Origin of the sequence: Streptomyces sp. 549, assembly GCF_030124175.1 — a bacterium.
GTDB lineage: Bacteria > Actinomycetota > Actinomycetes > Streptomycetales > Streptomycetaceae > Streptomyces.
On sequence record NZ_JASKMT010000009.1, the window covers coordinates 15,219 to 28,953 of the forward strand.

The following is a 13,735-nucleotide window of genomic DNA, read 5'->3' on the forward strand; positions in this document are numbered from 1 at the left end:
GGTATGACAACGGACAGGCGTGTGGTGGTGGTCGGCGGCGGCATGGCCGGTGCCCGGCTCGCGCAGCAGCTCGGTGACCGCGGGAGCGCGGTCACCGTCATCGGCGAGGAGCCGCACGCGCCCTACAACCGGCTGCTGCTCGCCGACGTGCTGGCCGGGTCCTACCCGGCCGACGTGATCTCCCTGCCCGCCGCCCCGCCCGCGGTGACGTACCGGGCGGGCGTGCGGGCGGTCCGGCTGGACCGGGCCGCGCGCCGGGTCCAGTGCGACGACGGCAGCGCGATCGGATACGACGCGCTGGTGCTCGCCACCGGCTCCAACCCGGTGCTGCCACCGATCCGCGGCCTCTTCGCGGAGGACGCGACGGCCGCTCCGGAGGCGGGCCGTGAGCTGCCCGACGGGGTGCACCCGTTCCGCACCCTGGACGACTGCCGGGCGCTGTCCTCGCTGACCGGGGACGGCACCCGCGCGGTGATCGTCGGCGGCGGGCTGCTGGGCGTCTCCGCCGCGCGGGCGCTGGCCACGCGCGGCGTGCGGACGGTGCTGGTGCACCAGGGCGAGCACCTGATGGAGCGGCAGCTCGACGCCGAGTCGGCCGGGCTGCTGCACCGGCACCTGACCGGCCTGGGCGTCGAGGTGCACACCGCCTGCCGGGCCCGCGGCGTGGAGACGGGGACGGACCCCGCCACCGGCCGCCGCGCGGTGCGCGCGGTGGTGATGGCCGACGGCTACGCGCTGGGCACCGACGTGCTGGTGCTGGCCTGCGGCGTGCGTCCCAGGACGGGGCTGGCGCGGGCGGCCGGGCTGGCCACCGCGTTGGGCGTCGTCGTCGACGACGAGCTGCGCACCGACGACCCGCACGTGCACGCCGTCGGTGACTGCGCCGAGCACGCCGGCGTCGTGTACGGCCTGGCGGGCGCCGCCCGCGAGCAGGCCGACGTGCTGGCCGGGGTGCTCACCGACCCCGGCGGCGGCCACCGCTACCGGGGCACCCGCGCCATGACCCGGCTCACCCTCGCCGGGCCCGGCCCCTTCGACCTGGCCGCGTTCGGGCGCACCCGCCCCCGGCCCGACGACGACACCGTGCGGCTCGCCGACGCCACCCGGGGCGCCTACCGCAAGGTGGTCGTCTCCGGTGACGAGCTGGTCGGCGGCATCCTGCTCGGCGACCTCGACACGGTCGGCGCCCTCGCCCGCACCTGGGAGCACCGCGAACCGCTCCCCGACGCACCCCTGCTGCACCTGCTCACCCATGACGGAGGCACCCCTTGACGACCGCCGCTGAGACATCCGCAGCCCTGGACGCCGCAGGCGCACCCGGCTCCCCGGTGATCGTGCTGATCGGCCACGGCATGGTCGGGCACCGCCTGCTGGAGGCTCTTGCCGCCCGCGGCGTGACCGGGCGGGCCCGCGTCGTCGTGCTTGCCGAGGAGCCGCGCCCGGCCTACGACCGGGTGCGCCTCACCTCCTACTTCTCCGGCACCACACCCGAGCAGCTGGGCATGGTCGAGGACGGCTTCCTGGAGCGGCACGGCATCGAGCTGCGCCTGGACGACCCGGCCGCCTCGGTGGACCGCGCGACCCGCACCGTCACCACCCGCTCCGGGCTGGCCGTGCGCTACGACACGCTGGTGCTGGCCACCGGCTCCTACCCGTTCGTCCCGCCGGTGCCCGGCGCCGACAGCGAGGGCTGCTTCGTCTACCGCACCATCGAGGACCTGCTGGCCATCGAGTCGTACGCGGCCGGATCGCGCAGCGGTGTGGTCGTCGGCGGCGGCCTGCTGGGCCTGGAGGCGGCAGGCGCGCTGAAGGGCCTGGGCCTTCAGACGCACGTGGTGGAGTTCAACGACCGGCTGATGGCGCTCCAGGTCGACGACGGCGGCGGCGCCGCGCTGCGCCGCACGGTCGAGGCGATGGGGTTGAACGTGCGGACCTCCGTCGGCGGGCAGGAGATCCTGACCGGCGACGACGGCCGGGTCAGCGGCATGCGGCTGTCCGACGGCTCGGTGGTCGACACCGACCTGGTGGTGTTCTCCGCCGGGGTGCGGGCCCGCGACCAGCTGGGCCGGGACTGCGGCCTGGAGGTCGGCGAGCGCGGCGGCATCGTCGTCGACGAGCAGTGCCGCACCGAGGACCCGGCGGTGTACGCCGTCGGCGAGTGCGCCCGCGCCGCCGACGGCACGGTGTACGGCCTGGTGGCGCCCGGCTACGAGATGGCCGAGGCCGCCGCCGACGCGATCGACGCGGCCCTCCCCGGTGAGGACGGCCGGGACTCGGCCTCCGCCGGGCAGGCCCGGTTCACCGGCGCGGACACCTCGACGAAGCTGAAGCTGCTCGGGGTGGACGTGGCGTCCTTCGGGGACGCGCACGGCCGGAGCGGGGACTGCCTGGACGTGGTCTACTCCGACTCGCGCAGCGGCGTCTACAAGAAGCTGGTGATGTCGGCGGACGGCCGCCTGCTGGGCGGGGTGCTGGTCGGTGAGGCCGACGCCTACGGCATGCTGCGGCCCCTGACCGGTTCGGTGCCGCCGGTGTCCGCCGAGACGCTGGTGCTGCCCGCGGGCGCGGGCGCACCGGCCGCGCTGGGACCGGGCTCGCTGCCCGACGAGGCCGTCATCTGCAGCTGCCACAACGTCACCAAGGGCGCCGTGCGCAACGCGGTCACCGAGCACGACTGCACGTCGGTGCCGGAGGTGAAGAAGTGCACCAGGGCTGGCACCGGGTGCGGTAGCTGCGTCAAGGTGCTCGGCCGGATCATCGACGACGAGCTGGAGGCCCGCGGCGTCACCGTCGACAAGGGCCTGTGCGGCTGCTTCGAGCGGACCCGCCAGGAGCTGTACGAGATCGTGCACACCCTGCGGATCACCTCCTTCCGCCAGCTGCTGGACGAGCACGGCCGGGAGGCGGCCCGCGGCGGTGAGGGCTGCGAGGTGTGCAAGCCGACCGTCGCCTCGCTCATCGCCTCACTCGCCCCGGCCATCGGCGCCGACGGGCACGTGCTCGACGGCGAGCAGGCCGCGCTCCAGGACACCAACGACCACTTCCTGGCGAACCTCCAGCGCAACGGGTCCTACTCGGTGGTGCCGCGGGTGCCGGGCGGGGAGATCACCCCGGAGGGACTGATCGTCATCGGGGAGATCGCCCGGGACTTCGGCCTCTACACGAAGATCACCGGCGGTCAGCGCATCGACCTGTTCGGGGCCCGCGTCGACCAGCTGCCGGCCATCTGGACCCGGCTGGTCGACGCCGGGTTCGAGTCCGGCCACGCCTACGGCAAGTCGCTGCGCACGGTGAAGTCCTGCGTGGGGCAGACCTGGTGCCGCTACGGCGTCCAGGACTCGGTGCGGATGGCGATCGACCTGGAGCTGCGCTACCGGGGGCTGCGCTCGCCGCACAAGCTGAAGTCCGCCGTCTCCGGCTGCCAGCGGGAGTGCGCGGAGGCGCAGAGCAAGGACTTCGGGGTGATCGCCACCGCCGGCGGCTGGAACCTGTACGTCGGCGGCAACGGCGGCGCCACGCCCCGGCACGCCGACCTGCTGGCGCAGGACCTCTCCGACGCCGAGCTGGTCCGGCTCATCGACCGGTTCCTGATGTTCTACATCCGCACCGCCGACCGGCTGGAGCGCACCTCGGTGTGGCTGGACCGGATCGAGGGCGGCCTCGACCACGTGCGGGACGTCGTGGTGCACGACTCGCTGGGCATCTGCGGCGAGCTGGAGGAGCTGATGGCCGGGCACGTGGCCGGGTACCGCGACGAGTGGGCCGCCGCGCTCGCCGACCCGGAGAAGCTCAGCCGCTTCGTCTCGTTCGTCAACGCTCCCGGCACGCCCGACCCGTCGGTGCGGTTCGTCGGTGAGCGCGGCCAGATCAAGCCGGACCTGACGCTGCTGTCCGGCCCCGACATCCCCGTCCGCACTCTTGAAGGGAGCCAGGCCCGATGACGACGACCGTGCCCGGGACGACCACCGTGCCCGACCCGCAGACCGCCCCCCGTCCGACCACCACCGCCCGGGTGGAGGTGCGCTGGGGTGAGGAGTGGGTGCCGGTGTGCGACAGCGCCGCGCTGGTGCCGGGCCGCGGAGTGGCCGCGCTGCTGCCGGACGGGCGGCAGGTCGCCGTCTTCGTCGACCGGAACGGCCGGCCGCACGCACTCGACAACCGCGACCCGTTCACCGGCGCCTACGTGCTGTCGCGCGGGCTGCTCGGCAGCGCCCAGGGCCGCCCCTTCGTGGCGTCGCCGCTGCTCAAGCAGCGCTTCGACCTGCTCTCCGGACTCTGCCTGGACGACGACGCGGTGTCGGTGGTCGTGCACGCCGCCCGGTTGGGCGGCTGACCCACGGATTGAAGCCGAAGGTCCCGGTGCCGCCCCGGCCGCCCCCGCCCCGGCCGGTGAAGGCCGGGGCGGGGGCGGCCGGTTGCGGACCCGGTGCTTCCGCTCCGGTGGCGCCGGGCCTACTGTGCGGTCATGGTCTGGACGTCACGAGAGATCCCACATCAGGGCGGCCGCCTCGCGGTGGTCACCGGCGCCAACAGCGGCCTCGGTTACGTCACCGCCAGGGAGCTGGCACGCCACGGGGCGCGAGTGGTCCTCGCCTGCCGCAGCTCCGAACGCGGCACGGCCGCGCTGGAGAGGCTGCGGCACGAGGTCCCGGAGGCCGACGCCGAGTACCGCGCGCTGGATCTGGCCGACCTGTCCTCGGTCCGGACGTTCACCGACTCGCTGCCCGGTGACCGGCTGGACCTGCTGATCAACAACGCCGGACTGATGGCGGTGCCCTTCGCGCTGACCGCGGACGGCTTCGAGATGCAGTTCGGCGTGAACCACCTGGGCCACTTCGCACTGACCGGCCTGCTCCTCGACCGGCTCACCGGCACGCCCGGCGCCCGGGTGGTGACCGTCTCCAGCCTGATGCACCTGTTCGCCAACATCGACCTCCACGACCTGAACAGCGCGCACGAGTACCGGCGTTGGCAGGCGTACTGCCGGTCCAAGTCGGCGAACCTGCTGTTCGTGCACGAGCTGGCCCGCCGCACCGCCGGGCTGGACCTGGTCGCCGCCGCCGCACACCCCGGCTACTCGGCGACCGAGCTGCAGACCAAGGGCCCCAGGCTGGACGGCCGCCGGGGCGCTGAGCGGCTGTGGTCACTGGGCAACCGGCTGGTCACGTCCACGCCGGAGCTGGGTGCCGCACCCACGCTGTGGGCGGCGACCGCACCCGGGGTACAGCCCGACTCCTTCACAGGTCCGCGCGTCATGGGCGTCCGAGGCGCCCCGGGCCCGTCGGTGCGCGCGTCCTGGACGCGGAACGACACCGCGGGCGCGCTGCTGTGGCAGGCCTCGGCGGATCTGACCGGGGTGGACCCGAAGCTCTGAGACCGGCCCCCGGCCGGACGGCCCCGCGCCACCTCCGAACCCGGCCGGGGCCGCCGCACCACGGTCACGACCCGGGGCGGCAGGAGCACGGGCCGGAGCCCGGGAGCACACCCCGGGGGCGTCCGGCGCCCGGCGGGGCAGCACCCCGCCCGCCCCGCCGCCCTCGGCACCCCCCTGCGACCCGTGCGTCTCGCCTCTCGGGCGGCTCGCCCCGCCGGGCGACCGGGCGGCGCCGCTCAGCGGCGCCCTCCACTCACGGATTCATGCGTTCCACTTCTTGAGTGGAGGGCGCACACGACGGCGGAATCGGACGAACCGGGCACACCAGGTGACCGACACTACGGACTCCGAATACCAAAGCGGACATCCTTCGCGCCCGCCAAGGCGCAACAGCAGCCGTGAGGTGACATCCCGTCAGGGACGGGAAATCCCGAATAGGCCGATATAAAGGCGTGTCACCCGATCCGGGTGACCGGACTCACAGCATGCCCGTCCGGTGCAATTGCACCGCGGAAGGTTTATTCCGCCATTCCGTCAATTGCCGCGCTGAGCAGGTTTTTTAAGTGAACATGCTAGGTCTTTGCTCTCACTGTGAGAAAAAGATCCACCGCATAACGTGGTGAATCGGCGGTGGTCGCGCCGGGAGCGCAGGCCGGCCCGCCGCACGCCGCTTGTGCCGGTCAAATCGTTGTGTCTACGGTTCCTCCGCCACCGCATCTCATGCGGAGGTCCCTCAGCCGGCAACGCCGAATCCTGCCACCGGCCGGGGGAAACCCAAGTTCCATGAGGCAGGAGCGGGGGAACCAGGTAAGCGCCGAGCCGCAGAGCATGCGGCCGGCTTGGGGTGAAGCCACGCCTCACCGCCCGGTGCGATCGCACCGTGTGCAGTGGGGAATGGCCGGGCATCTCCTGCCCGAATCCGACAGCTCACCTCGTAGGCGTAGGAGAGGACACACCTATGTCTCGTGGTCGCCACCGTCGTCCGCGCAACCCGCTGATTTCCCGTCAGGTCACCCGCGTCTCGCTCGCCCTCACAGCCGGTGGCGCCGGGATCGCCGTGCCGCTCGTCGGCGCCGGCACCGCGAACGCCGCCCCCGTCTCCGTGTGGGACAAGGTCGCCGAGTGCGAGAGCAACGGCAACTGGTCCATCAACACCGGCAACGGCTTCTACGGCGGTCTGCAGTTCCAGCAGTCCAGCTGGGCAGCCGCCGGCGGCACCCGGTACGCCGCCCGTGCCGACCTCGCCACCAAGGACCAGCAGATAGCGGCAGCCGAGAAGCTGCTCGACATGCAGGGTCCGGGCGCCTGGCCGGTGTGCGGCCCCCGCGCCGGTCTGAGCAAGGACAGCGGCACCCCCGACATCAGCCCCGACGGCCAGGCAGCGCCTGCCAAGAAGGCCGAGACCGCGCCGCAGACCCAGCAGCCCAAGGCCGCCCAGCCCAAGGCGGAGCAGCCCAAGCAGCAGTCGGCGCCCGCGCCGAAGGCCGCCCCGAAGCCGCAGAGCGGCAAGGCGTCCTACACCGTGGTCAGCGGTGACACCCTGCACAAGATCGCCACCGCGCGGAACGTCGACGGCGGCTGGCAGACCGTCTACGAGCAGAACCGTGAGACCGTCGGCGGCAACCCGAACCTGATCTTCCCCGGTCAGCGTCTGGCCGTCGGAGGCCAGGCCCAGCAGCAGCCGAAGGCCTCCGCCCCGAAGGCCTCCGCGCCCAAGGCGGAGCAGCCCAAGGCGGCGCCGAAGCCGGCGCAGCCCAAGGCCGAGCAGCCCAAGCCCGCCCCCAAGGTGGAGCAGAAGGCGCAGACCGCGCCGCAGCAGGCCCGCCCCGCCACCAGCAGCGGCTACTCCAAGCCGGTCGCCGCCTCGCCCAGCACCGCCTACCGGGCCTCCGGTGGCGCCTGGTCCAGCGGCTACCACACCGGTGTGGACTTCTCCGTCTCCACCGGCACCCCGATCAACGCCGTCACCACCGGCACCGTGGTCTCCGCCGGCTGGGGCGGCGCGTACGGCAACGAGGTCGTCATCAAGCACTCCGACGGCCGCTACAGCCAGTACGCCCACCTCTCCTCGCTGTCCGTCAGCGCGGGCCAGAGCGTCGGCGGCGGCCAGCAGATCGGCCTGGCCGGCTCGACCGGCAACAGCACCGGTCCGCACCTGCACTTCGAGGTCCGCACCGGTCCGTCCTACGGTTCCGACATCGACCCGCTGGCGTACCTGCGCTCCAACGGCGTCTCCGTCTGAGACACCCTCAGCGGAGGCTGATCCGGTACCCGGAACCTCCGCGCACCGGCTCCCCCACGGGATCCCCCACGATGAACCGGCCGTGCCCGCGATGGGCACGGCCGGTTCATCATGCGTTGCCGGCCCGTCCACGTGCCGCTCCTATCTTCGGCGGCGCACCTCCGCGGCCGGCCGGCCGCGGAGGACGGACGACTTCGGTGAGGTAACCGTGGAACGTCGTACCTTCCTGCGCGGAGCGGTGGCCGGCGGCTCGGCCGCGGCCTTCGGCGGCACCCTGATGCGCGGCGCCGCCTACGCCGCCCCGGCCCAGCCGGGCGCGGGCCCCTACGGTCCGCTCGGCACGGCGAACAGCAACGGCATCCAGCTGCCGGCCGGGTTCAGCAGCCGGATCATCGCGCGGTCGGGCCAGCAGGTGCCCGGCACCTCCTACACCTGGCACAACGCGCCCGACGGAGGCGCCTGCTTCGCCGACGGCAGCGGGTGGATCTACGTCTCCAACTCCGAGATCAACCCCGGCGGCGGGGCGAGCGCGGTGCGCTTCAACTCCTCCGGGGCCGTCACGTCCGCCTACCGCATCCTGTCCGGCACCCGGCAGAACTGCGCCGGCGGCGCGACCCCGTGGAACACCTGGCTGTCCTGCGAGGAGGTGGACCGCGGCTACGTCTACGAGACGGACCCCTTCGGCGGCAGCGCGGCGGTGCGGCGCGACGCGATGGGCCGGTTCAAGCACGAGGCGGCGGCGGCCGACCCGGTGCGCCGGGTGTTCTACCTGACCGAGGACGTCTCCAACGGCTGCCTCTACCGCTTCGTGCCGGCCACCTGGGGCAACCTGTCCTCGGGCCGGCTCCAGGTACTGCGGGCGGGCACCGCCACCTCGGGCTCGTTCACCTGGGCGGACGTGCCGGACCCGACCGGCGCGACGCCCACCCGCGACCAGGTCTCCGGCGCCAAGCGGTTCAACGGCGGTGAGGGCTGCCACTACGCGGGCGGCAAGGTCTGGTTCACCACCAAGGGCGACAACCGGGTGTGGCGGCTCGACGTGGTGAGCAACACCTACGAACTCACCTACGACGACAACCTGGTGACCGGCGGGTCAGCGCCGCTGACCGGCGTGGACAACATCACCGGCACCTCCTCCGGCGACCTCTACGTCGCGGAGGACGGCGGCAACATGGAGATCTGCGTGATCACGCCGCAGGAGGTGGTGTCGCCGTTCCTGCGCGTTCAGGGCCAGTCCTCGTCGGAGATCTGCGGCCCGGCGTTCTCCCCGGACGGGCGGCGCCTGTACTTCTCCAGCCAGCGCGGCACCACCGGCAGTTCCTCGGGCGGCATCACCTACGAGGTCACCGGCCCGTTCCGCACCTGACCGGCCCGGCTGGGCCCGTGAGAGCCCGGGGGCGCCTCCTGCGCCTCCCGGCGCAAGGAGGAGGGGGACGGCCGTGGCACCTCCGCACAGGTGCCGGCCGTCCCCCTCCGGGGCCCGGGACCGCCGCCGCGGTGAGGGTCGCGGTGCGGCGGCGGTCCCGGAAGCGCTGCGGCGCGGTCAGCGGCTGTCGCTGCCCGTGCTCTGCGCGGCGGCGCGGCCCGCCTCCAGGCGCGCCACCGGGATGCGGAACGGCGAGCAGGAGACGTAGTCGAGGCCGACCTCGTGGAAGAAGTGCACCGACTCGGGGTCGCCGCCGTGCTCGCCGCACACCCCGAGCTTGAGGTCGGGGCGGGTGGCCCGGCCGTCGGCGACGGCGTCCCGCACGAGCTTGCCGACGCCGTCCTTGTCGATCGTCTCGAACGGGGAGACGCCGAAGATGCCCTTCTCCAGGTAGGCGGTGAAGAAGCTGGCCTCCACGTCGTCCCGGCTGAAGCCCCACACGGTCTGTGTGAGGTCGTTGGTGCCGAACGAGAAGAAGTCGGCCGACTCCGCGATCTGACCGGCGGTCAGGGCCGCCCGCGGCAGCTCGATCATGGTGCCCAGCGTCAGGCGCAGGTCCACGTCGTAGGCCTGCTCCACCTCCGCGATGACCCGTTCGGCGTCCTCGCGGACGATCTCCAGCTCCTGGACCGTGCCGACCAGCGGGATCATGATCTCCGGCCGCGGGTCGCCCTTGGCGGCCTTGCGCTCGGCGGCGGCCTCCGCGATGGCCCGCACCTGCATGGTGAACAGGCCGGGGATGACCAGGCCCAGGCGCACGCCGCGCAGGCCCAGCATCGGGTTCTGCTCGTGCAGCCGGTGCACGGCCTGGAGCAGGCGCAGGTCGTTCTCGTTGGCGTCGCGCCGGGACTCCGCGAGTGCCACCCGCACCGACAGCTCGGTGATGTCGGGCAGGAACTCGTGCAGCGGCGGGTCGAGCAGCCGCACGGTGACGGGCAGGCCGTCCATCGCCTCGAAGAGCTCCTTGAAGTCGCCCTTCTGGAGCGGCAGCAGCTCGGCGAGGGCGTTGTCCCGCTCGGTGTCGGTGTCGGCGAGGATCAGGTGCTCGACGAGTTGGCGCCGCTCTCCGAGGAACATGTGCTCGGTGCGGCACAGCCCGATGCCCTGTGCGCCGAAGCGGCGGGCGCGGGCCGCGTCCTCGGCGTTGTCGGCGTTGGCGCGGACCCGCAGCCGGCGCATCCGGTCGGCGTAGGCCATCATCCGGTGCACGGCCTGCACCAGCTCGCCGGCGTCGTCCGCGCCGGCGTGCGTGCGGCCCTCGAAGTACTCCACGACCGGGGACGGCACCACGGGCACCTCGCCCAGGTAGACCTTGCCGGTGGAGCCGTCGATGGAGACCGTGTCGCCCTCCTCGATGACCAGGGTGCCCTTGCCGTCGGGGTGCGGCGCGGTCAGGCGGCGGCGCTTGGTGTCGACCTCCAGCTCCTCCGCGCCGCAGACGCAGGTCTTGCCCATGCCGCGGGCCACGACCGCCGCGTGCGAGGTCTTGCCGCCGCGCGAGGTGAGGATGCCCTCGGCGGCGATCATGCCGTCGAGGTCGTCGGGGTTGGTCTCCCGGCGGATCAGGATGACCCTCTCACCCGAGCGGGACCACTTGATGGCGGTGTAGGAGTCGAAGACCGCCTTGCCGACGGCCGCGCCCGGTGAGGCGGCGATGCCGCGGCCGATGCGCCGGGGCCCGTCCTTGCCCGCGGCGGACTCCTCGAAGCGGGGGAACATCAGCTGCGCGAGCTGGGCGCCGTTGACCCGCTGGAGCGCCTCCGCCTCGTCGATGAGGCCCTGGTCGACGAGCTGGGTGGCGATGCGGAACGCCGCCGCCGCGGTGCGCTTGCCCACGCGGGTCTGGAGCATCCACAGCTTGCCGCGCTCGATGGTGAACTCGATGTCGCACAGGTCCCGGTAGTGCGTCTCCAGGGTCTCCATGATCTGCATGAGCTGGTCGTAGGAGGCCTTGTCCAGGGACTCCAGCTCGGCGAGCGCGACCGTGTTGCGGATGCCGGCGACCACGTCCTCACCCTGCGCGTTCTGCAGGTAGTCGCCGTAGACGCCCTGCTGGCCGCTGGCCGGGTCGCGGGTGAAGGCGACGCCGGTGCCGGAGTCCGGGCCGAGGTTGCCGAAGACCATCGAGCAGACGTTGACGGCCGTGCCCAGGTCGCCGGGGATGCGCTCCTGACGGCGGTACAGCTTGGCCCGGTCGGTGTTCCACGAGTCGAAGACCGCGCGGATGGCGAGGTCCATCTGCTCGCGGGGCTCCTGCGGGAAGTCCCGGCCGGTCTGCTTGACGACGATGTCCTTGAACTCGGCGACGAGTTCACGCAGGCCGCCGGCGTCCAGGTCCACGTCGGAGGCGGCGCCGCGGCGGTGCTTGGCCTGCTCCAGCGCCTCCTCGAACAGCTCGCCGTCGACACCGAGCACGGTCTTGCCGAACATCTGGATCAGGCGGCGGTAGGAGTCCCAGGCGAACCGCTCGTCGCCGGCCTGCGCGGCCAGGCCCTCGACGGACTCGTCGGAGAGCCCGATGTTGAGCACGGTGTCCATCATGCCGGGCATGGAGAACTTCGCGCCGGAGCGCACCGACACCAGCAGCGGGTCGTCGGACTGGCCGAGCCGCTTACCCATCTGCTGCTCCAGCGCGTCGAGGTGCGCACTGACCTCGTCGCGGAGCGCGGGCGGTTCGGCCTTGGACTCCAGGTAGACCTTGCACGCCTCGGTGGTGATGGTGAATCCGGGCGGCACGGGCAGGCCGAGATTGGTCATCTCGGCCAGGTTGGCCCCCTTCCCACCGAGGAGGTCCTTGAGTTCCTTGTTGCCCTCGCTGAAGGCGTACACGAACTTCGGTGCGTTCGTGGATACGTGTGGCTCTTTGTTTTCCGACACGGGACGACTCCTCGCGGACGGCTGCCCTGACGGCGGGGAGCGTACCCAGATCGAAGGCGCCAGGGCACGGGTAGCAGCACGTCACACGGCTGCTACCACCCATCCGCCAGGAGATCGAAAGTAAAGGCTCGACCAAGAGAGGGCGCCCAGAGTTTTTGAACCCCGAACACTTCAATCACGCAGCGTCAAGATGGAGCGAGATCCGCTGACTCTGCGTACATGATGGGTTGATGCCGTGAAGTCGCGGAGGGTGGCACTCAGTGCCGCTCGTTGGAGAGGTGCAGAACTCGACCGAGCGCTCATGTGAGCGCCACCCCTATCAGGCGTGGCGAGAATCACGCACTGCGGACGGCCCGCGTTCCAGCATCCGGACGCCGTTGCTCCCTTTTTGACGCCCGTTCACCGCCCGTGCATCCAGCGCCCGGCCGGACCGGCTCCGCGAGCCGGTCGTCGAGCCGGGCGTCGGCCAGGTCCGGCCCGTAGAGGTGCTCCACGACCATGGCCGCCGCGCCCAGCAGCCCCGCCCGCTCGCCGAGTGTGGACGTCACCACCTCCAGGCGGGCCGTGGTGCGCGGCATGGCCCGCTGGTACAGCGCCTCGCGCACTCCGCCGAGGAACGCCGGGCCGGCAAGGTCGCCGGCGAGCATCAGCACGCCCGGGTTGAGCAGGGTGACGACCGTGCCGAGCACCTCGCCCACCCGCCTCCCGGCCTGCGTGGCGAGGCGGACCGCCTCCGGCCGCCCCTCCGCCAGCAGCCGACGCACGTCCGAGCCCGACGCCGCGGGCACTCCCGAGGCGGTGAGCTGCCGGGCGAGCGCCCGGCCGCTGGCCACCGCCGCCAGGCAGCCCTGCGAGCCGCACCGGCACAGCGCCGCCGCCCCGTCACTCAGCCGGATGTGGCCGATGTCGCCCGCTCCCCCGTCGATGCCGCGGTAGACACCGCCGTCCACCACCATGCCGGCGCCGATTCCGGTGGACGCCTTCACCAGGAGGAACGCCGCGCAACCGGGGTGCGCGGCGCGCTGCTCTGCGTAGGCCATCAGGTTGGCGTCGTTGTCGACGAGCACCGGCAGCGGCTCGGGGGTCCGGCCGACGTGCTCGGCGAGCGCCCGGCGCAGGCCGTCCGGCACCGGGTGCCCGTCCCAGCCCGGCATGATCGGCGGCTGCACCACGCGACCGGTCGACCAGTCGACCGGGCCGGGCACCGCCAGGCCCACGCCGCACAGCCGCTCCGCGTCCACCCCGGCGGTGCGCAGCAGCGGCGCGAACCACTGCCCCAGCCGGTCGAGGACCTTCTCCGGGCCGTCCTCCACCAGCAGCGGGCCGACGTGCTCGGCCAGGACCCGGCCGCCGAGGTCCAGCACGGCGGCACGGGCGTGCCGGGTGTCGAGGTCGGCGGCGAGCACCGCGGCGTGCCGGTCGTCGAACTCCAGCCGCGTCGAGGGGCGTCCGCCGTGCGGGGTGCCGGCCGGTGCGGCGACGCCCTCCCTGACCCAGCCGGCTTCGAACAGCCGGTCGAGGCGGTGGCCGACGGTGGAGCGGGACAGGCCGGTGACCCGCTGGAGTTCGCCGCGGGTGGTCGCCCCGCCGCTGCGGATCAGCTGCAGCAGGTGGCCGGCGCTCGCCTGGTTCGTCCGGGTGGGTGGCATACCGGGCTTCCCGCCTCTCGTGTCTCGACCACCTCGGGGGCGGTGCTGGTGGGGGTGCTGGTGGGGGGTGGCGCTGGGGGTGGAGGTTGTGCTGATGGGTGGATGGTGCGCGGGGCGCGTCGGGTAACGCCGCATCACCGGAAGCTGCGCACGCTGCCTTCAGTGTC

The 13,735-nt window shown here is 72.9% G+C and carries 8 protein-coding genes and 1 riboswitch; of the genes, 6 read left to right on the forward strand and 2 right to left on the reverse strand.

Features of this window, described 5'->3' with window-relative positions; genetic code table 11:
• Positions 1-3: 3 nt before the first annotated feature.
• The 6 genes from QNO07_RS12920 to QNO07_RS12945 all read left to right on the forward strand — a co-directional run bounded on the left by QNO07_RS12920 (position 4) and on the right by QNO07_RS12945 (position 8,982).
• Positions 4-1,272, forward strand: a complete 1,269-nt coding sequence (locus tag QNO07_RS12920; RefSeq protein WP_283992006.1) for an NAD(P)/FAD-dependent oxidoreductase — start codon at positions 4-6, stop codon at positions 1,270-1,272.
• Positions 1,273-1,352: 80 nt separating this feature from the next.
• Positions 1,353-3,941 (forward strand): nitrite reductase large subunit NirB, encoded by a 2,589-nt coding sequence (gene nirB, locus QNO07_RS12925; protein WP_283992179.1) that lies wholly within the window; start codon positions 1,353-1,355, stop codon positions 3,939-3,941.
• Positions 3,938-4,333, forward strand: coding sequence for a nitrite reductase small subunit NirD (gene nirD / locus QNO07_RS12930; RefSeq protein WP_283992007.1), 396 nt, complete (start codon positions 3,938-3,940; stop codon positions 4,331-4,333). The genes nirB and nirD overlap by 4 nt, the downstream gene beginning before the upstream one ends.
• Positions 4,334-4,465: 132 nt before the next feature.
• On the forward strand, positions 4,466-5,374 hold the full coding sequence (locus QNO07_RS12935; protein ID WP_283992008.1) for an oxidoreductase: 909 nt from the start codon (positions 4,466-4,468) through the stop codon (positions 5,372-5,374).
• A gap of 734 nt (positions 5,375-6,108) precedes the next feature.
• Positions 6,109-6,330: riboswitch (cyclic di-AMP (ydaO/yuaA leader) on the forward strand.
• A 2-nt stretch (positions 6,331-6,332) separates the two neighbouring features.
• Positions 6,333-7,616: a transglycosylase family protein gene (locus QNO07_RS12940; protein ID WP_283992009.1), complete on the forward strand. Its 1,284-nt coding sequence runs from the start codon at positions 6,333-6,335 to the stop codon at positions 7,614-7,616.
• A gap of 208 nt (positions 7,617-7,824) precedes the next feature.
• Complete coding sequence (locus QNO07_RS12945; protein ID WP_283992011.1) at positions 7,825-8,982, forward strand: alkaline phosphatase PhoX; 1,158 nt, start codon at positions 7,825-7,827, stop codon at positions 8,980-8,982.
• A 177-nt stretch (positions 8,983-9,159) separates the two neighbouring features.
• Here the strand turns inward: QNO07_RS12945 and ppdK are convergent, their stop codons facing one another.
• On the reverse strand, positions 9,160-11,919 hold the full coding sequence (gene ppdK / locus QNO07_RS12950) for a pyruvate, phosphate dikinase (protein WP_283992012.1): 2,760 nt from the start codon (positions 11,917-11,919) through the stop codon (positions 9,160-9,162).
• Positions 11,920-12,254: 335 nt separating this feature from the next.
• Positions 12,255-13,568, reverse strand: coding sequence for an ROK family transcriptional regulator (locus QNO07_RS12955; protein ID WP_283992014.1), 1,314 nt, complete (start codon positions 13,566-13,568; stop codon positions 12,255-12,257).
• Between the last annotated feature and the right edge of the window lie 167 nt (positions 13,569-13,735).

Excerpts from the sequence above, each read along its gene's own strand:
- QNO07_RS12920 (WP_283992006.1), top strand. The coding sequence starts at position 4 with ATGACAACGGACAGGCGTGTGGTGGTGGTCGGCGGCGGCATGGCCGGT.
- nirB (WP_283992179.1), top strand. The coding sequence starts at position 1,353 with ATGGTCGGGCACCGCCTGCTGGAGGCTCTTGCCGCCCGCGGCGTGACC.
- nirD (WP_283992007.1), top strand. The coding sequence starts at position 3,938 with ATGACGACGACCGTGCCCGGGACGACCACCGTGCCCGACCCGCAGACC.
- QNO07_RS12935 (WP_283992008.1), top strand. The coding sequence starts at position 4,466 with ATGGTCTGGACGTCACGAGAGATCCCACATCAGGGCGGCCGCCTCGCG.
- QNO07_RS12940 (WP_283992009.1), top strand. The coding sequence starts at position 6,333 with ATGTCTCGTGGTCGCCACCGTCGTCCGCGCAACCCGCTGATTTCCCGT.
- QNO07_RS12955 (WP_283992014.1), bottom strand. The coding sequence starts at position 13,568 with ATGCCACCCACCCGGACGAACCAGGCGAGCGCCGGCCACCTGCTGCAG.